The 19404-nt window shown below is 38.9% G+C and carries 16 protein-coding genes and 1 pseudogene; all 17 read left to right on the top strand.

Going from position 1 to position 19404, the window contains the following annotated elements; genetic code table 11:
- Positions 1-611 precede the first annotated feature (611 nt).
- The 17 genes and pseudogenes from KE626_RS14560 to KE626_RS14640 all read left to right on the top strand — a co-directional run bounded on the left by KE626_RS14560 (position 612) and on the right by KE626_RS14640 (position 19399).
- On the top strand, positions 612-2990 hold the full coding sequence (locus tag KE626_RS14560; RefSeq protein WP_211973642.1) for an SLBB domain-containing protein: 2379 nt from the start codon (positions 612-614) through the stop codon (positions 2988-2990).
- A 31-nt stretch (positions 2991-3021) separates the two neighbouring features.
- Entirely contained in the window at positions 3022-4098 is a 1077-nt protein-coding gene (locus KE626_RS14565; protein ID WP_211973643.1) for a lipopolysaccharide biosynthesis protein, read from the top strand.
- Between the two features lie 21 nt (positions 4099-4119).
- Complete coding sequence (locus tag KE626_RS14570) at positions 4120-5406, top strand: nucleotide sugar dehydrogenase (protein WP_211973644.1); 1287 nt, start codon at positions 4120-4122, stop codon at positions 5404-5406.
- Positions 5407-5414: 8 nt separating this feature from the next.
- Positions 5415-6542, top strand: a complete 1128-nt coding sequence (locus tag KE626_RS14575) for a DegT/DnrJ/EryC1/StrS family aminotransferase (protein ID WP_211973645.1) — start codon at positions 5415-5417, stop codon at positions 6540-6542.
- Positions 6543-6548: 6 nt separating this feature from the next.
- Positions 6549-7118: an acyltransferase gene (locus KE626_RS14580; RefSeq protein ID WP_211973646.1), complete on the top strand. Its 570-nt coding sequence runs from the start codon at positions 6549-6551 to the stop codon at positions 7116-7118.
- Positions 7118-8155: a Gfo/Idh/MocA family protein gene (locus tag KE626_RS14585; RefSeq protein ID WP_211973647.1), complete on the top strand. Its 1038-nt coding sequence runs from the start codon at positions 7118-7120 to the stop codon at positions 8153-8155. The genes KE626_RS14580 and KE626_RS14585 overlap by 1 nt, the downstream gene beginning before the upstream one ends.
- A 9-nt stretch (positions 8156-8164) precedes the next feature.
- Entirely contained in the window at positions 8165-8818 is a 654-nt protein-coding gene (locus KE626_RS14590) for a methyltransferase domain-containing protein (RefSeq protein ID WP_211973648.1), read from the top strand.
- Positions 8819-8829: 11 nt separating this feature from the next.
- Positions 8830-9978, top strand: a complete 1149-nt coding sequence (gene wecB, locus KE626_RS14595; RefSeq protein WP_211973649.1) for a non-hydrolyzing UDP-N-acetylglucosamine 2-epimerase — start codon at positions 8830-8832, stop codon at positions 9976-9978.
- Positions 9959-11101, top strand: a complete 1143-nt coding sequence (locus KE626_RS14600; RefSeq protein ID WP_211973650.1) for a glycosyltransferase family 4 protein — start codon at positions 9959-9961, stop codon at positions 11099-11101. The genes wecB and KE626_RS14600 overlap by 20 nt, the downstream gene beginning before the upstream one ends.
- Positions 11102-12490, top strand: a complete 1389-nt coding sequence (locus KE626_RS14605) for a lipopolysaccharide biosynthesis protein (protein ID WP_211973651.1) — start codon at positions 11102-11104, stop codon at positions 12488-12490. It abuts the gene before it with no gap.
- Positions 12491-12772: 282 nt separating this feature from the next.
- Positions 12773-13390: an imidazole glycerol phosphate synthase subunit HisH gene (hisH, locus tag KE626_RS14610; RefSeq protein WP_211973652.1), complete on the top strand. Its 618-nt coding sequence runs from the start codon at positions 12773-12775 to the stop codon at positions 13388-13390.
- A gap of 18 nt (positions 13391-13408) precedes the next feature.
- A complete protein-coding gene (locus KE626_RS14615; protein WP_211973653.1) occupies positions 13409-14173 on the top strand; it encodes an AglZ/HisF2 family acetamidino modification protein in 765 nt (254 codons plus the stop codon).
- Entirely contained in the window at positions 14166-15278 is a 1113-nt protein-coding gene (locus KE626_RS14620; RefSeq protein WP_283093154.1) for an N-acetyl sugar amidotransferase, read from the top strand. Before KE626_RS14615 ends, KE626_RS14620 begins: the two co-directional genes overlap by 8 nt.
- A 395-nt stretch (positions 15279-15673) precedes the next feature.
- Positions 15674-15832, top strand: a pseudogene (locus KE626_RS35065) (DapH/DapD/GlmU-related protein); the annotation flags it as partial.
- Positions 15833-15847: 15 nt separating this feature from the next.
- A complete protein-coding gene (locus KE626_RS14630; RefSeq protein ID WP_211973656.1) occupies positions 15848-17047 on the top strand; it encodes a glycosyltransferase family 4 protein in 1200 nt (399 codons plus the stop codon).
- Between the two features lie 2 nt (positions 17048-17049).
- Positions 17050-18279 (top strand): hypothetical protein, encoded by a 1230-nt coding sequence (locus KE626_RS14635; protein ID WP_211973657.1) that lies wholly within the window; start codon positions 17050-17052, stop codon positions 18277-18279.
- Positions 18280-18286: 7 nt separating this feature from the next.
- Entirely contained in the window at positions 18287-19399 is a 1113-nt protein-coding gene (locus KE626_RS14640; protein WP_211973658.1) for a glycosyltransferase family 4 protein, read from the top strand.
- Positions 19400-19404 lie beyond the last annotated feature (5 nt).

The raw sequence follows: 19404 nt of genomic DNA on the forward strand, positions 1-19404 counted from the left end.
TAAACAAAAAACCGGGGTAAAAGGTGTATTCAAAGGATGCCAAGGGGCGGTTAAAACATGACTTTTTAGTTAAATCGAACTGATTCTCAAGCAATTCATCTCAGGCCAATACTTAGATCAATAAAAACGGTGGTAGTTTAAGTAGTAATACAGATTTTTCTAAACAGGTAAATAGTTGACGCTATAAGTAGATAAACGTAAAAGAGTAGAAAAAGGATTTTAATAAGAGGGAATTATTGTATTATAAATTATCATATATTATAATTATCTTAAAATTAGGTAGTAGGTAATATTTGGATACATATTTGCAATAGGGGGGCCATATCACCCAATCGCATGTTTAAACACCCAACTGATAGTTCATAATGATTTCATCTCAAAAGTGTTAGGAATTCTGATGGAACTAACATTTATATGGTATTTTTAATAGATTTGCACCTTATTTGGCAGGAGCCGGATAAGAATTGTTTCCAAAAAAGGTATTCGAGAAAGTTTAGATCCTATTATACATGTTAAGAAAATTATTGTTGGTCCAACTGTTCCTGTTTATTGGCTTTTGTGTACACGTTAATGCGCAGGTATCTACGTTTTCCAAAAATCAAATGGAAAACATGAAGGTTGATGACCTGAGTGATGATCAGATAAGGCAATTGGTATCTGAAATGAAGAAGAATAAGATGGGGATGGCCGATATCGATGCCTATGCCCAGCAGAAAGGTATTCCTGATTCAGAAGCATTAAAGTTAAAATTAAGGATTCAGCAACTTGGACTTGATAAAGAACTTGATCAACGCTTAAATAAAGCTAGTGGTGCTGAAGAAGATCAGTATGGCGAACGTAAAGTGGATGACACTTCCGACAACCCAGATATTGACGACAAAATAAAAGGAAAATCAGGAAATCCGCGTAAACGCATTTTTGGATCAGAATTGTTTTCAAACAAGAACCTAACTTTCGAGCCCAACCTTAGAATACCCACTCCTCCGAATTACCGGCTTGCCACGGACGATGAATTATTAATTGATGTGTATGGTTATTCCGAGGTACAACATAAACTTAAAGTTACACCAGACGGATATATTCGAATCCCGAACCTTGGACCGGTTTATGTAAGCGGACTTACCATTGAAGAGGCGAAGAACCGTATTACGAAACAGCTGAGTACAATTTACGGAGGAATTAAGTCAGGTAATACGTTTGTACAGATATCCCTGGGTAATATCCGTAGTATACGGGTATTGATCATTGGAGAAGTAACAAAGCCAGGATCTTATACAATTCCTTCCCTGGCGTCTATTGCAAATGCATTGTATGTTTCCGGTGGCCCAAATGAAAATGGTTCGTTTCGCAGTATTCAATTAATCAGGAATGGCCAAACGATCGTAACTTTTGACCTATATGATTTCCTTGCAAACGGGGATCTCACAAACAATGCTATACTTCAGGATCAGGATATTGTTAAAGTAAATCCTTATAAGACCAGGGTTGAATTATCCGGAGAAGTGAAGCGCCCGGCAATTTTTGAAGCCAAAGAGAATGAAACGCTGCAGCAGATTATCGGTTATGCAGGAGGGTATACAGATGCTTCTTTCACAAACATTATTCGTGCAATCCGGATTAATAATAAAGAGCGCGAAGTAGTGAATATTCCTGCCAGCGAGATATCAACGTTTAAATTAAAATCCGGTGACCAGTTTTTTGTGGATTCCATTTTGAACAGATTCAGCAACCGTGTAACCATTGCAGGAGCTGTGTTTCATCCGGGAGATTATGCATTGGAAAATGATATGACAGTATCTGACCTGATAAAAAAGGCAGATGGTGTAAAGGAAATAGCTGCTTTGTCGAGAGGGTTAATCAGAAGGTTGCAGGCTGATTTTACACCTGCTTATATCAATTTTAATGTTCAGGACGCGCTCTCAGGTAAGGCATCCATTAAGTTGTTTAAGGAAGACAGTGTGATGATATATTCTAAACTTGAACTAAGGGAGGCTTATCAGGTAAGAATTGATGGACAGGTAAATAACCCGGGATATTTTGATTATGGCGATAGCATGCACCTGGAAGACCTTATTCTTTTTGCTAAAGGGTTTAAAGACGCTGCATCGAGCAAACGTATCGAAGTATCCAGGAGGATCAGGAGCGGCGTTTATAATCCTAAGGACAGCGTAAAGGCTATTGTTCAACAGTTTGATGTAAATGCTGATCTTAGCAATAACCCGGCAGCAAAAGAATTTGTGTTAGAGCCATTTGATGAAGTTATTGTACGCCGCTCAGCTGTGTACTCTACACAATCTAATGTGCAGGTAACCGGAGAAGTGGTATACCCGGGCAACTATACTATCAATAGTCGGTCAGAGAGAATTTCTGATTTAATAAAAAGAACCGGTGGATTGCGTCCGGAGGCGTATGCTGAAGGCGCCGTTATGTTGCGCAAAACATTCGTAAATGAGGGTGATAGCATATTGATGTCAAATAAACTGACCCTGTTTTATAATAAGCTGCAGGATAGTTCAGATATCGCCCGGATGAAAAGCGCGGTGGACCAGCATGAACAATTGTTAGGTATTAATCTCGACATGATTCTTAAACATCCTGGTTCAAGATACGATTTGCTATTGATTGAAGGAGATGAAATTAAGGTGCCGATGAGGTTGCAAACAGTTCAACTGTTTGGTGAGGTATATTTCCCTAAGAAAATACGGTTTGATAAACATTATAAATTCAGAGACTTTATACGCGGTTCGGGAGGTTTTACATCACAGGCATTGAAGAGGAGGAGTTATATAGTTTATGCCAACGGTGAAGTGAAAAATACCAGAAAAGTATTTTTCTTTAATGCGTACCCTAAAGTAAAACCGGGTGCAGAAATTTATGTTCCAACCAGGAAAGAGCGGAAAGGCCTTACCACAGGGGAAGCTGTTGGGCTGAGTAGCGGCCTGGCGTCCATCGCGCTGATCGTTGTAACAATATTGAACACTGTGAAGTAATTATTTAATTTATTCTACGAAAGGATTATACATGGAATCCCAACAAAATCTTCAAGCATCAAGGCAAGATGATGAAATGTCGCTGAAAGATCTAATCCTCAAGCTTAAAGGGTGGTGGAAATTTCTTTTAAGTAAATGGTTGATTATAGGTTTGTTTGGTTTGCTGGGAGCTGGTGGTGGTCTCCTTTGTGCTTTCTTGAGTAAACCTGATTATGTTGCCAGGCTGACTTTTGTAGTAGAGGAAAGCAGCAGTAATCCTTTAGGTTCATATGCGGGACTGGCGAGCCAGTTTGGACTCGATCTGAGCGGAGGAGGAAGTGACATTTTTTCCGGGGAGAATATACTTGAGTTTCTGAAAACGAGGTTGATGATTGAAAAAACCCTGTTATCACCTATACAGCGAGATGGAAAAACTACCAGTCTGGCCGACCTGTATTTTGACATATATGATATCAGAACCAGCATAGATAAAAAGCCGGAGCTAAAAGGAGTTCGTTTACCCTCAGATGTGAAAAGAAGCAGCTTTACAGTGGTTCAGGATAGTCTATTAAACACCATCTATGAAGCGATTTCGAAGACTGCACTAAAAGTCGAGAAGCCGGACAAAAAGCTTTCTTTTGTGGAAGTAAAAGTCGCTACACGGGACGAGCAATTCTCCAAGGTGTTTACAGAGCGATTGGTAAGGGAAGCGATTAATTTCTACGTATCTACCAAAACACAGCGCTCCAAAGGCAATGTTGATAAATTGCAGGACCGCGCGGATTCTCTTGAAGTTTTATTAAACAAGAAAACATATTCTGCTGCTGTTACACAGGATTTTAATATTAACCCCAGTAGAAGAGTGGCAACAGTTAGTTCCGAATTGGTTAACCGGGATAAAATGGTACTGCAAACTATGTACGCTGAGGTCGTGAAAAACCTGGAACTGAGCAGAATTACCATGACTCAGGAAACCCCGGTTATACAAATAGTAGATGTGCCTATTTTGCCTCTGAAGAAGGAAAAACTGGGCAAAGCCAAAGGGCTTGTTGCAGGTGGTGTAATAGGAGGGTTTTTCATAGTTGTCTTTCTCACCCTTGGAAGACTTTATAAAGAGATAATGAATTGATTTATTTAAAAAACATTTTAAATGACTTCTGAATATAAAATAGCTATTATAGGATTAGGTTATGTTGGGTTGCCGTTGGCACTGGAGTTTAGCAAGCATTATCATGTGATGGGTTTTGATATCAATGAAAAAAGGATTGAAGAACTCAATAAAGGTGAAGATCATACAAAAGAAGCGGATGTAGAAGTGTTGCATAAAGCACTCAATAATAAAGATGGGAAAAATGGTTTGACCTTTTCCTATGACCCGGATAGCCTTAAAACCTGTAACGTTTATATTGTAACAGTACCCACCCCTATTGATCAGTTTAAAGCCCCGGATCTGCAGCCTTTAATTAAGGCATCTGCAATGTTAGGTAAAGTGCTGAAGAAGAATGATCTCGTTATTTATGAATCCACCGTGTATCCTGGTTGTACTGAGGATGATTGTGTGCCGGTTTTGGAAAAGTATTCAGGTTTGAAATTCAATGTTGATTTTTTCTGCGGATATTCTCCGGAAAGAATCAATCCCGGAGATAAAGTAAATACGCTCACTAAGATAAAGAAAGTAACCTCCGGTTCCACTAGCGAAATCGCCGAAGCTGTTGCATCAATTTATGGGACAATCATTGAGGCCGGTATCCATAAGGCACCTAGCATTAAAGTGGCGGAAGCATCCAAAGCTATTGAGAATGCTCAGCGCGATATTAACATCAGTTTCGTTAACGAATTGGCTTTGATATTTGATAGAATTGGTATTGATACCAATGATGTAATAGAAGCGGCCGGCACCAAATGGAATTTTCTGAAATATAAACCAGGTTTGGTGGGCGGACATTGTATTGGTGTTGATCCGTATTATCTTGCCCATAAAGCCGAATCTTTGGGATATTATCCACAGGTAATATTATCAGGCAGAAGGGTAAATGATAATATGGGGATGTTTGTTGCCAACAAGGTAATTAAGCTGATGATAAAAGGTGGGATTAAAATTAATAGTTCAAAGGCGCTGATTTTAGGTGTTACTTTCAAAGAAAACTGTCCGGATATCAGGAACTCACGGGTAGTGGATATTTATAAAGAGCTGAGTTTGTTTGGGGTATCAATTAGTGTATATGATCCTCATGCCAATCGTGAAGAAGTGAAACATGAATATGGAATTAGTTTGTTAGAGGATATTTCTGCAGATAAGTACGATGCAATTATAATTGCTGTAGCGCATGATGAATTCAGGCACCTCGACTATGGGAAGCTAAAAAATGATAACAGCGCTGTCATCTTTGATACAAAATCATTCCTGGACAGAACATTGGTAGATGCTCGTTTATAATTACTAATATGGGAAATATTCAGATGGTTGACCTCAAGGGTCAGTATTTAAAGATTAAGTCAGAAATTGATGAGGCAATCGCGGCATGCATAAATGCCACCTCATTTATCAACGGCCCTGAAGTAAAGCGCTTTTCGGAAGCGTTGCAGCACTACCTTGGTGTTGAGAAAGTTATACCCTGCGCAAATGGTACGGATGCCTTACAAATAGCTATGATGGCGTTGGATCTGAAACCAGGAGATGAAGTGATAGTTCCGGCATTTACCTATGTTGCTACTGCAGAAGTAATCGGCCTTTTAGGCCTGGTACCTGTAATGGTGGATGTGGATCCGGAAACATTTAATATTACTGCCGACAGAATTGAACAGGCAATTACCTCCAGAACCAAGGCGATAGTGCCTGTTCATCTCTTTGGTCAATGCGCAGATATGGAGCCGATTATGAAATTGGCTGAGAAACATGGACTGCATGTTATAGAAGACACTGCCCAGGCAATAGGAGCAAGGTATACAGCAGGTGATGGCAGTAAGGTGATGGCTGGAGCTATTGGGCATATTGGATGTACATCTTTTTTTCCTTCCAAAAATCTGGGTTGTTATGGTGATGGCGGTGCGGTTTATACCAACAATAAAGAGTTGGGAGAGCGTATGCAGATGATTGCCAATCATGGGCAGGTTAAAAAATATGTTCATAAGTATATAGGAATAAATTCACGCCTGGATTCATTGCAGGCAGCTATTCTGAATATAAAACTTGCCCACCTGGACGAATATGCAGCGGCGAGGGAATGGGCGGCTACTTATTATGATAAACAGCTGGGTGATTTACCGGGAATAACTGTTCCGTTGCGGGTAACTAACTCTACGCACGTTTTTCATCAGTATACATTACGCATCGGAGAGGGAAAGAGAGATCAGTTAAAGGCATTTTTGGAGGAAAAAGGTATTCCGGCAATGATATATTATCCGGTTCCTCTGAATGAACAGGAAGCATATAAAAGCATTGGGAAAGTGTCGGGAAATTTGGGTAACACAGCAGCTTTATGCCGGGAGGTACTTTCCTTACCTATTCATACGGAAATGACCGAAGAACAACTGGATTTTATTATAGACAACATTAAGGAATTTATTAATTAAATCGGTATGAGCTATTATGCGCATCCTACAGCTGTAATTGATGAAGGTTGTACGATTGGAGAGGGTACCAAAATCTGGCATTTCTCGCATGTAATGAGTGGTTGTACATTAGGGAACAATTGTAATCTCGGGCAGAATGTCGTTATATCTCCGGGAGTCATATTGGGGAGTAATGTAAAAATTCAAAATAATGTGTCAGTATATACTGGTGTTATCTGTGAAGATGATGTTTTTCTCGGGCCGTCATGTGTTTTTACTAACGTGATTAATCCAAGAAGTGCTGTTAATCGCAGGGAACATTACCTGGAAACTAAGGTAGGCAGAGGGGCATCAATTGGAGCCAATGCTACCATTGTTTGTGGACACAATATAGGTGCGTACGCGCTAATTGGCGCCGGCGCAGTTGTAACCAAGCACATACCTTCATATGCTCTAGTGGTGGGTAATCCGGCCAAGCAGATAGGTTGGGTAAGTGAATTTGGCCACCGGTTGGAATTTCATGATAACGTAGCGGTTTGTCCGGAAAGTGAGCAGGAGTATATGCTGGAAAATCAAATTGTTAAAAGGACAAAATAATGGTAGCAAAAGATCAGAAAGTAAAATTTGCCGTTGTTGGTTGTGGGCATATAGGCAAGCGCCATGCTGAAATGGTTCAACGTAACCCGGAAGCGGAGTTGGTAGCTTTAATTGACGTTAAAGAAGAAAGCGGGTTAAATCTTGAGAAATTTAACGCTCCTTTTTTCAACTCCCTGGAGGATTTTTTGTCATCAGGAATAGATGTTGATGTTGTAAATATTGCTACACCCAATGGCTATCATTCTGAGCAGGCATTAAAGGTGCTGGATGCCCGTAAACACGTGGTGATTGAAAAACCGATGGGTTTAAATAAGCAGGAAGCAGAAAAGGTTATATACCGGTCTTTGCAGGTACATAAACATGTATTTGCTGTAATGCAGAACCGCTACTCACCACCGTCTGTATGGATAAAAGAACTGGTGGAATCCGGCAAGCTTGGGAAGATTTATATGATGCAGCTCAATTGCTATTGGAATAGGGACGACAGATACTATAAACCCGACAGTTGGCATGGCAAAAAGAAACTGGATGGAGGGACGTTGTTTACGCAGTTTTCCCATTTTATTGATATCATGTATTGGCTGTTCGGTGACATTGAAAATATACATTCAAATCTTGCAGATCACAACCATAAAGAGCTGACAGATTTTGAAGACAGCGGGTTTGTAACATTTAATTTTATCAATGGCGGACTAGGTGCTATCAATTTTTCTACTTCTGTATGGGATAAAAACCTTGAAAGCTCTTTAACAGTCATTGCTGAAAATGGAAGTATTAAGATAGGAGGTCAATACATGAATGAAGTGGAATATTGTCATGTAAAAGATTATATACTTCCTGAATTGGCCCCTACTAATCCTGGTAACGACTATGGAGCTTATAAGGGATCCGCTCAAAATCACCATTATGTAATAGATAATGTAATAGATGTACTGAAAGGGAGAGCGCATATAACAACAAATGCGCTGGAAGGTTTGAAAGTGGTTGAGATAATAGAGAGAATTTACGACGCTTGTATCATTTTATCTTCAAAATAAAAATCTAGTATGTTAAGATTATTTTCTTTCGCAAGGACTTTATTTCAAAAGCCTAAACCGTTTATTAATACTCAGAATTTTTGGGAAAGTCGGTACGCTTCTGGTGGGAATTCCGGAGATGGTTCCTATGGCAGGCTTGCCGCTTTTAAAGCAGATGTTTTAAATAAATTTTTAGAAGAAAATAATATTAATACAGCGATTGAATTTGGATGTGGGGATGGACATCAATTGGGCCTTATAAACTATAAGAATTATTTAGGGCTGGACATCTCCGAATCAGTGGTGAATGCATGTAGAAAGAAGTATGCAAACGATAGTTCTAAATCCTTTCTTGTTAACAATGAAGAAAGTATTAAGTCTTTAAGTTCAAGAAATAAGGCAGAGTTGGGTGTTTCCATGGATGTGCTCTATCACCTTATAGAAAATGATTTGTTTGAAACATACATGAATTTGTTATTCGGTCAGGCTGAAAAATTTGTAATAATCTATTCTACGAACATTAATCAGCGGGATACTGATCATGTGCTTCATAGGAAATTTACCGATTGGATTGCAGCCAATAAAGCTGAATGGACATTAATAAAAGAAATTGAGAATCCTTACCCGGGAGTAGGCACACAAAAGTCCTTTGCGAATTTCTTTATCTACAAAAAAATAGTGTAAATCTATCGTTAATGAGTAAAGTGTTAATTGTATTTGGGACAAGGCCTGAGGCTATTAAAATGGCTCCCCTGGTTCTTGGGTTGAAGAATGATGAGTTCTTTGATGTAAAGGTTTGTGTAACTGCCCAGCACAGAGAAATGTTAGATCAGGTACTTGACTTTTTTCAAATACAGCCCGACTACGATTTGAATATTATGCAAACCGGGCAAACGTTGCATGGATTAACAGCTAAGCTGTTGGAAGCAACAAAACCTATATTTGATGAGTTTAGGCCAGACTTTGTTTTTGTCCATGGTGATACAACTACTACAATGGCGACAAGTCTTGCGGCTTTTTATTCCGGTGTGAAGATATGTCATGTTGAAGCAGGGTTACGCACTTACAATATTTACTCGCCTTTCCCGGAGGAGATTAACAGGCGATTTACAGGACTCTTAACAAATTATCATTTTGCACCAACTTTAACCGCGAGGAAACATTTGCTCGCGGAAGGTGTGAAACCTGAAACAATATGTGTTACCGGTAATACAGTGATCGATGCACTGTTTGAAAGCGTAGAAAAAGTTGAGAGTGGATTTTCAAGTGAAGAAATAACATTCCTAAAAAGTATTTTGCACGCTGATAAAGATCTTGTTCTGGTGACCGGCCATAGAAGAGAAAATCATGGTCAGGGATTCGAAAATATTTGTGAAGCTTTATCAGAGATAAGCAAGCTTGACAATGTTCAAATTATTTATCCGGTTCATTTGAATCCAAATGTAAAGGATGTGGTATACGAAAAATTGTCTGGTTATGATAATATTAAACTTATAAGTCCACTCTCATATCCAAGTTTCATTTGGTTGATGAACCGCTCCAAACTAATTTTAACAGATAGTGGTGGTGTGCAGGAGGAAGCTCCCAGTCTTGGTAAGCCTGTGTTAGTGATGCGTGATACAACTGAGCGGCCGGAAGCAGTTGAGGCGGGTACTGTTATTCTGGTTGGGACAGACAAGGAAAAGATATATACAAATTGCAAAAAATTGTTGGAAGACAAGGAGCACTATAAGACAATGAGCATGCTGCAAAATCCTTATGGTGATGGGAAAGCGACTGAGCGCATTTTGGAATTCATGAAACAACAAGTTAATATTTTTAGTGATGTTGAAAAAGAGGCCTAAACTGGTTATTTTAAGCAGCAATTATCCGAGTTACGAAAATCATTATGGAGATGGCTTTGTGCACTCAAGGCTAAAGTATTACACCATTGATTTTGATATTGTGGTAATTGGTTACAGGCCTTTTGAGGCATCCAGGAATTATGTTTATGAGGGGATTACCGTTCATAATCATTCCAGGAAGTCAGATTTTGTGGCAGATATTGATGCGGAGAAGCCCGATGTAATGGGTATTCATTTTGTTGGAGGGTGGTTTTATGATGCGTTTCTAAAGAAACTCACCATTCCGGTTTTTATTTGGGTACATGGAGAAGAGGCTTTAGGTTGGTACAGGCGCATGTACTACATGAATTGGAAGAAAATCCGGGAATTTCTCACTTACGTGGCTAAAAATGTTTTTCAGCTATTCCACCTGCGTCGGATTATTCGTCATTCCAATAAGAACAGCAATATTAAATTTATCTTTGTTTCGGAATGGATGAAAAAAATTGCTGAGACAGACACTTTCTGTAAGATTAAGCACTTTAATATTATTCCCAACCCAATTGATACGAGCCTTTTTCAATATAAGGAGAAAACATTAGAAAAGTCCAGGAAGATACTTCTCATCAGATCTTTTGAAACGAGAAAATATGCTAACGACATAGCAGTAGCTGCCATAAATTTATTGAGAGCGAAAGAAATATTCCCTACCCTGCAATTTGATATTTATGGGAAAGGGAAATTCTATGATAAAATAACGGCTTCCGTTGCTGACTTAGAGAATGTAAATTTACATAATCACTTGATCCCTAATCACGAGATACCTGCCGTTCATAGTGAGTTTGGGATTTTTTTATGCCCCACCAGGCAAGATGCTCAGGGTGTTTCTATGTGTGAAGCCATGTCTAGCGGTTTAGTACCTGTTACAACTGATAATACTGCTATACCAGAGTTTGTAGAAAATGGAAAAACAGGATACCTGACAAGTAATGCGGAAGAACTAGCTTTGGCTATTGAGAAATTGGTGAATGACTATCCGCAATTCTCTTACATTTCAAAGAATGCTTCGGAAGCAATAAAGCTGAAGTCAGGTCATGAAACTGTTATTGCTGCTGAGCTTAAATTATTGAATGAGGGAGTATAAATGAATTTCTTAAAAACACTTGCGAAATTTTCTGTTGGAACCTGGATACAGGCTGCACTTGGCCTGATCACAACTCCAATTATAGCCTGGTTCATCACGCCGGAAGAGTTTGGGAAGGCATCCATGTTTACGCTGGCTTTTAGTCTAAGCCTCAATATTGCATTGTTAGCCATAGATCAGGGGTATGCCCGTTTTTATAATGAATCCTCAGATAAGGGAAGTATCTTACGGGCTTCTTTGCTACCAATCGTATTTACTTGCTCGTTAAGCCTTGCATTGATAGAGCTTGGAAAGCATATCATTAGCCCTTTTCTTTTTGACACGCCGGATGGAAAGGATGTACATCTGTTATCAATCGCATTAATTATAGGTGTGTTGTTGCGGATATCTACCATGACATTAAGGATGCAGGGGAGTGCTTCCCGGTTTTCTTTTATACAGGTAATCCAGGCAATTTTCAATTTCTGTTTTGTCGTACTATATGCCAAATTTGTTGCACCCAATTTTAAAGCAATACTTGTTGGCCTGATATTATCACAGTTCGTAGGTTTGGTATTTGGGCTTGCGTTCAACTATAAATTGTGGCTAACCCTTTTTAAAAGGGCGCCAATTAATAAAAAACTTATCGGACAGATATTACTTTATAGCCTGCCTTTTGTTCCTACATTTTTGCTCGACTGGTTATTCCAGGGAGTAGATAGAACATTTCTGCGCAGCTATAGCGACTTTACGCAAATTGGTTTATATGCCACGGCGTCAAAAATAGCCTTTAGCCTGAATGTTATACAAACGGGATTTACGTCATTTTGGTTCCCCTACTCATTGGAACGATATAAGAATCATCCCGATGATACAAGTGTATATAAAACCATCTTTAACGCGTTGGTATTTACATTTGGTACACTTATTTTACTCATCATCCTTTTCCAGGATGTTGTGTTGATGATATTGCCCAAGTCTTACTTTGGAGTTTTACCCATTTTTCCAATATTGCTTTTTATCCCGATGCTATATACACTGTCTGAGGTGACAGTGGTTGGTATCAATTATAAGCGTAAAACATTTCAACACCTGTACATTATTTCCTCTTCCTTGGTTTCAAATGGAATAATTGCTTTTTTCCTTGTTAAGCCTTATGGTGCTCTAGGTGCTGCTATTTCAATGCTGGGGGGCTACATAGTATTTTTCTGCTGTCGATCATATTTCGGCAGGAAAAATTACCATATAGACCTCGACATTAAGAAGCTGGTTATATCCCTTGGAGTTATTGCGCTGGCGGTTCTGTTGGCGGTTATATCTTCGCCTTTTTTCTATGTAGTCGGCATTCTGGGAATTGCTTTGCTTGTTTTCATGTACAAAAAAGACCTTTTAGGTATTAAAAAAATATAAATATGTATCCGGTTGGACTGATTGAATCAGTATTAACCTGCTTTAAAATTGGATTAACCCAATATGGATAGCAACTTGCTATGCCCCTGTAAATCTCCCGTTGAAATAGTTTTTTCTTTATTTAACCCAATATTATGAGTCCTATACTAGAGGGAGGAGAGATCTTATGCGTAACCATTATGTAGTAATCATTTATTGCCCATCTTACCGTGTAGGCCATGATGTGCCAGACTTCGTTAGTGTTGAGTTTTAACTTATTGAGAAAAATAAAGGAATGATATTATGATATCAATAGTAGATTATGGGTTTGGAAACCTGGGGTCGATAAAGAACATGTTGGATTACCTTGGACATGAAAACGAAATAGTGGAAGAGCCTGAGCAAATACTGCACAGCAGTAAAATTATATTGCCGGGGGTGGGGTCCTTCGACCAGGGTATGAAGGCGTTAAATGAAAAGGGATGGGTTTCGGTTCTTAATCAGAAAGTGCTGGAAGAGCGGATCCCCGTTCTGGGTATTTGTTTGGGAATGCAATTAATGACCCAAGACAGTGAAGAAGGAACAGAGAAAGGACTTGGGTGGATAAGTGCACAAACAAAGAAATTTGTATTCCCCGCGGACACTGGTTTAAAAATTCCGCATATGGGCTGGAACAAGGTAAATGTTATGGGAGAAAGCCCACTTCACCGGCAATTAACCGAGCTCGAAGAGATTCGTTATTACTTTGTACACTCTTACTTTGTTCAGCCTTTGGAAACAGATAATGTGATTTTTTCCTGCAACTACGGAGGCGGTTTTTGTGCCGCTTTCCAATACGACAACATTTTTGGAACACAATTTCATCCGGAAAAGAGCCATCAGTTCGGATTGAAGCTTTTACACAATTTTTCGTTGCTATAGCTAATAGTTATTTAATCCATGCTTAAAGTTAGAGTTATACCCAGTTTGTTACTGGCAGACGGTGGACTGGTGAAAACGGAAAAATTCCGGAATGCCAAATATCTGGGAGATCCGATCAATACGGTAAAGATTTTTAACGAAAAGGAAGTTGACGAGCTCATTTTTATCGATATCCAATGCTCACAACAAAAAAAGAAGCCATCTCTGGAGGTCATTAAAGATCTCGCCTCGGAATGCTTTATGCCACTTTCATACGGCGGTGGAATCGACTCGCTAGTACAAATTGAACAGATTTTGAAGATTGGGGTTGAAAAAGTGGTAATTAATCATCATGCACTTTACCATCCCGCGTTTCTTTCATCAGCTTCCCAAAATTTTGCACAATCCACTATCGTGGGCGCCATGGATATAAAAAAGAATCTATGGGGTAACTATATGGTGTACGACCATGTAAAAAAGAAGACGCTCGATATATCTCCTGTTGAGTATGCCAAACGACTGGAGTCATTGGGTTGTGGTGAGCTCTTTATAAATAATGTTGACAGGGAAGGGACTTATCTCGGTTTTGATCTGAAAATAATTGAAATGATAACTGCTGCCGTTGGCATTCCCGTAACGGTTTGCGGAGGTGCCTCAAAGCTAACGGATATTACCTTGGCTGCCGAAGCAGGGGCTTCTGCAGTGGCTATTGGAAGCCTTTTCGTATACCAGGGTCCTCACCGTGCCGTCTTGATATCTTATCCAAGTTTTAATAAATTAAAAGAATTATTATCTCATGCCTAGTAACATCCAAGTATGTACCCGTTGTGTTATGGATACAACTGATCCGGAAATTTTATTTGATAATAATGGCGTATGCAATTATTGTCAGTATCTTGAAAAAATTTTACCTAATTACTATTTTACGCAGGAACAGGAAGAGAAGAGTCTGCTTGACATCCGGCAACAAATAAAAAAAGACCAGCGTGGCGTATATGATTCAATAATTGGGGTTAGTGGAGGGGTGGACAGTTCCTATACCGTTTATCTAGCCCATAAAATGGGATTAAATCCTTTGTGTGTGCATTTTGATAACGGCTGGAATTCATCCATAGCTGTATCCAACATTAAGAAAATGGTGGAAAAATATGGATTTGACCTGGAAACTTATGTTATTAATTGGGCAGAATTCAGAGATTTGCAGCGTTCTTTCTTTAAGGCAGGTGTAATAGATATAGAAATGCTGACGGACCATGCTATTATGGCAACTATGTTTGATATTAGAAAAAAACATGGTATAAGATATGTTTTGTCTGGCGTCAATATCAGAACTGAAAATGGAATGCCGAATTCGTGGTTATGGAGAAAGCAGGACCTTGTAAACATTAGAGATATTCAGAAGAAATTTGGTACAATGCCTATAAAAGCATTTCCTACCATGAGTTCTATCAGATTAAAATTATCAAAACTGTTTAAACTGGGTGGAGTTTATGTAGAGATACTTAATAAAATCAACTACAGTAAACATGATGCAATAAGGACCCTGCAAGCGGAATTTGGGTGGGAAGACTATGGTGGCAAACACTATGAATCTACCTTTACCAAGTTCTATCAGGCCTATATTTTATTAAAAAAGTTTAATGTTGATAAAAGAAAGGTACATTTATCAGCTTTAATCAGGAATAGTGAAATATCCCGTGAGGAAGCACTGAGGGAACTTGAACAGGAACCGTATGCCCCAGCTGATTTTAAAAAGGATAAAGCTTATGTTTTGAAGAAGCTTGGCTTTACTGAAACTGAGTTTGATCAGATAATGAATGAAAAGCCGAAAGCACACCTGGACTACAGGAGTGATGAATGGCTTATTCTTCTCTGGCTGAAAATGAAAGGGAAGAAGAAGATGAGTTGACCGAAAAAATATTATAAACCATAAAAAATATGATGCTTGTTTTTCGTAGGGCCAGTGTTTTATTGGGGTTCGTAGGCTACAGAATTGTAAAGAATATGCCTGATATTCCCGTATTTGGATTCAATTTGTTTGGGAAATGCCGGATATTTTTTACCCGTTTGCTTATCGATAAATGTGGCGACTTTGTGGTTGTCGAAAAAGGAGCATCTTTTGGAAGAAGAATTACCCTGGGTAACTATTCAGCAATTGGCGTAAATGCGTGGATTAAAGGTAAGGTTACCATTGGTAACTATGTTTTAATGGGGCCAAATGTTACTATTTTAACCCAAAACCACATTTTTTCAAGAACAGACACACCTATATACTATCAGGGAGCTACGCCGGAAATGCCGGTAATTATTGAGGATGATGTTTGGATCGGGCAAAATGTTATTATTTTGCCGGGTCTTCGCATTTGCCAGGGAGCAATTGTGGCAGCAGGGGCGGTCGTGACAAAAGACGTCCCTCCTTACATGATTGTTGGAGGAAACCCGGCGCGAATAATTAAAAAAAGAGAATAGCTCCTGAACATGAATATAAACATTATAATTTTTTCGGACCTTGACCCAAGTAATGGAGGTGTTGAAACATGGCTCCGGCTTTTCCTAAACGAAATAAACACAAAAGGTCACCAACAATCCTTTGATACCATCAATATCTTTTATAAGGAGGACCCCCAAAAGCAGGTATCATTAGTTAGAAGCAGTATAGAAGGATTAATTAATTATAGGCCGATATTGCTTTCTGAGAAAAAAGGGTTGTTTTTTAACTTCCTAAAACTCTTCAAATTTCACCATGAGGCGATCAGGCAAATAAAAAAAGACAAAGGTGATATTGTTATTTCAATAGGGAGTTACCCTACCGGTATTTTTAACTGGATATCCCTGTATCTTTTAGGATATCGGAAAAAAGTAAAACACCTGGTGTGGTTAAGAACTACACTGAGCAAACATATCCGGAACCATCAATCCCGCATTTTTTCTAAACCTATTTTTTCCCTGGAAAGTAAATCATTGAAAGACGCCAATATGGTGATTGCTAACGGATGGGATACCCGGGAAAATTATATTAATGAGTATAAAATAGATTCAGAAGTTATCCCCAATGCCATTGATATCAGGAGATATGTGAATGTATCTTCTCTTAAAAATCTGGATAGCAAGCCAGTAAAAATTGCATTTATTGGCAGATTTTACGAAGCAAAAGGTGCTGGCAACTTTATTGATGCAATCAACATCTTTAACCAGAAGTATCCTGCTTTGAAGGAAGCGATCTCATTTGTATTTGTAGGGTGGGGGGAGAAGAAGGTGGAGGAGTTTGCAACTAATACGTCCAATTGCGAACTGATTGGGAGAATATCCAATGACCGGATGCACGAATTGTTGGGGAGTGTTCATGGTGGTGTAGCTTTAACCAAGGCCAACAACACAGAAGCGGGAGGAAGCGGTGTTTCAAACAATTTGTTGGAGCTCATGGTGACTGGCCGACTCATTATTGCTTACGATAACGCCATCTTCAATCAATTCCCACGAAAGGATTTCATGTTGTTTGTAAAGGAAAACGACAACGAGGAGCTTGCTGCCTGTTTTGCCAGGATTGCCGAAAACCCCCATCAATACTTCTATTTAGGTGAAAATGCAAAAGAATATGCTGCTTCTTTTTCTATAGAAAATCATGTACAATTGCTAACTGATGCAGTTAGAACAGTTTACATTAATAGAATTGATTAATTATGGGAGGGCATGCACTTAATCGTTTTTTCTTATTCATATTAGTGATAATGGTTCCGATTTTCGATAGTTTGACGGGACTATTGGTAAGAGGAGACACGTTATCAAGCGGTGGGATAGGTACGCCGTCCCAATTGATTCGTTTTGCCCTGATAGGGCTTTCTATTGTCATTATCCAATCGCGGCAACGTTACACCATACTCCTTATAGCCTCATTGTATCTTATATCAATGGAAACGGCTGCCTTCGTTGCACATCAGAGTATTAAGGGGCTGTTGATAGGTCTGGTTTTTTCCTATAAATTCGTATATGCGGCCTTTATATTTTTTGCATTAGATAAAATCTTTACCAAAGAAGATTATACAGAGCAAGACATATTACTGCTTATTTATAAGTTTACATGGTTTTTATGTGTAGTTTTCTTAATAGGCAACTTGTTGGCTATTAAAACGGGTATCTCTGGCTCGTTCTTCAGATCACAAGGCTTATTTTCCTCCGGTAATGGATTAGGAGTATTGATTGGTGTATTATCCCTGCTATTAAGATACGGTTTTCAAAAAGGATTTCTAACGGAAACCATCCATAAGATGGTTTACTGGTTATCCTTGATTTGTCTGGTACTGATAGCTACCAAGGCTTCCGTTATTTTCTTGATGGTAAACCTTATTTTTGCCGTCGGGAAGCTTCCTGCTATTTTTAGATATATTTTTTTAATAATATTTATATCGGTCGTGTGGATCTATTGGACACCGATAAGCAATGCCTTACAAATAGCTTTTGAACTTATTATTTTCAGGTTTGAACATAAATCATCCTGGTTAGGGTTTATATTAAGTGGTCGTGAGGATTATCTGGACAAAGCATTCAGTTCTTTCAACAGATCATCTTTTTTATTATTAAGAACTGTTTTTGGAGCTGGTTCATTCCTGTCTTATGAGCTGCCTGGGGAGCTGTCGTTAAATTATAAGATGCTCGAGATGGATAGCTTCGATACATTTTTCTTTTACGGCTTGTTGGGATTGGTGCTGTATTTTGCCTTAATTTTTTATTGTACAAGAATGGCATTTCGACAAAGCAGGATATTGGGCTGGTGTAGTGTTACGCTGTTTGCCCATTCCGTTTTTGCGGGGCATACACTATATAATGGATTATCCGCTACGGGTATAGTATTTATTTTATTGATAATAAAGCATAGTAAAAAACGCAGGCAGTATGAGTTAGCACTGCAATAGTATTAATATGAGAGTATTATTTCAATCTCGGAAAACATTATTTGACGCTCCCGGAGGAGATACAATTCAACTGTTAAAAACTAAGAAATATTTAGAAGCATATGGTATAACTATCGACGTTTCAACTGATCTTAGTCCGGATTTATCATCATACGACCTTGTGCATGTGTTTAACCTGATGAGAGCGCAGGAGTCATTGATGCAGGTAATGAATGCAAAGAAATATGGTAAACCTGTGGCGTTGTCCACCATTTACGGTTTATATACGGATTTTGACCGCTATGGCAGGATGGGATTGGGAAGTCGCTTGTTTAGAATGTTAAATCCCTTTCAGATAGAATATGTAAAAATAGCGGCCCGCGCACTCATAGGCGGGGAGTTCCACAAAGGAAGCATACAGTTGCTGCTGAGAGGATATTATAAAACGCTCAAAAAAATTGTAGAGAACACAGATATATTTCTGCCAAATTCACAATCAGAAATGAATCGTGTTATTCATGATTTTAACCTGAAGCATCCGGCATATGAAGTTATTCCTAACGCAGTAGATTTATCCTTATTTGATCCTGATAAGGTGGAAATTGAAAAAGAATATCTGCCCTACAAAGATTGTATCCTCTCTGTTGCCAGGATAGAAGGACGGAAATGTCAATCGGATCTTGTAAAAGCAGTAGCAGGTACTTCCTACAAGCTGGTTATACTCGGAAAGCCCGGGAAAAACCATATTCAGTATTATGAGAACCTCAAAAAAGAGGCAGGTGATAACGTAACATTTATCAATCACCTGGAACACGAAAAGTTACCGCAATTCTACAAACTTGCAAAGGTACACGCCCTGGTAAGCTGGATGGAAACACCTGGCCTTTCCTCCCTGGAAGCCGGTGCAATGAAAACAAATATCGTAGTAACACCAAACGGAGATACAAGGGATTACTTTAAAGAAATGGCTTTTTATTGTGAGCCAGGAAATGTTGCTTCAATAAAAAATGCGATTGATGCTGCTTTTAATGCAGGTGTTCCTGAAAGCTTAAGGCAACATATAGAAGAAAACTTTACCTGGCAGAAGACCGCGGAACATACCTATGCGGCCTACAAAAGGATTTTGGAGAAACATACATAATCAGC

This window comes from Chitinophaga hostae, from assembly GCF_018224885.1.
GTDB classification, from domain to species: Bacteria; Bacteroidota; Bacteroidia; order Chitinophagales; family Chitinophagaceae; genus Chitinophaga; species Chitinophaga hostae.

What these genes read in the sequence shown, in the direction of transcription:
- KE626_RS14560 (WP_211973642.1), top strand. Translation starts at nt 612, where the DNA reads ATGAAGGTTGATGACCTGAGTGATGATCAGATAAGGCAATTGGTATCT.
- KE626_RS14565 (WP_211973643.1), top strand. Translation starts at nt 3,022, where the DNA reads ATGGAATCCCAACAAAATCTTCAAGCATCAAGGCAAGATGATGAAATG.
- KE626_RS14570 (WP_211973644.1), top strand. Translation starts at nt 4,120, where the DNA reads ATGACTTCTGAATATAAAATAGCTATTATAGGATTAGGTTATGTTGGG.
- KE626_RS14575 (WP_211973645.1), top strand. Translation starts at nt 5,415, where the DNA reads ATGGGAAATATTCAGATGGTTGACCTCAAGGGTCAGTATTTAAAGATT.
- KE626_RS14580 (WP_211973646.1), top strand. Translation starts at nt 6,549, where the DNA reads ATGAGCTATTATGCGCATCCTACAGCTGTAATTGATGAAGGTTGTACG.
- KE626_RS14585 (WP_211973647.1), top strand. Translation starts at nt 7,118, where the DNA reads ATGGTAGCAAAAGATCAGAAAGTAAAATTTGCCGTTGTTGGTTGTGGG.
- KE626_RS14590 (WP_211973648.1), top strand. Translation starts at nt 8,165, where the DNA reads ATGTTAAGATTATTTTCTTTCGCAAGGACTTTATTTCAAAAGCCTAAA.
- wecB (WP_211973649.1), top strand. Translation starts at nt 8,830, where the DNA reads ATGAGTAAAGTGTTAATTGTATTTGGGACAAGGCCTGAGGCTATTAAA.
- KE626_RS14600 (WP_211973650.1), top strand. Translation starts at nt 9,959, where the DNA reads ATGTTGAAAAAGAGGCCTAAACTGGTTATTTTAAGCAGCAATTATCCG.
- KE626_RS14605 (WP_211973651.1), top strand. Translation starts at nt 11,102, where the DNA reads ATGAATTTCTTAAAAACACTTGCGAAATTTTCTGTTGGAACCTGGATA.
- hisH (WP_211973652.1), top strand. Translation starts at nt 12,773, where the DNA reads ATGATATCAATAGTAGATTATGGGTTTGGAAACCTGGGGTCGATAAAG.
- KE626_RS14615 (WP_211973653.1), top strand. Translation starts at nt 13,409, where the DNA reads ATGCTTAAAGTTAGAGTTATACCCAGTTTGTTACTGGCAGACGGTGGA.
- KE626_RS14620 (WP_283093154.1), top strand. Translation starts at nt 14,166, where the DNA reads ATGCCTAGTAACATCCAAGTATGTACCCGTTGTGTTATGGATACAACT.
- KE626_RS14630 (WP_211973656.1), top strand. Translation starts at nt 15,848, where the DNA reads ATGAATATAAACATTATAATTTTTTCGGACCTTGACCCAAGTAATGGA.
- KE626_RS14635 (WP_211973657.1), top strand. Translation starts at nt 17,050, where the DNA reads ATGGGAGGGCATGCACTTAATCGTTTTTTCTTATTCATATTAGTGATA.
- KE626_RS14640 (WP_211973658.1), top strand. Translation starts at nt 18,287, where the DNA reads ATGAGAGTATTATTTCAATCTCGGAAAACATTATTTGACGCTCCCGGA.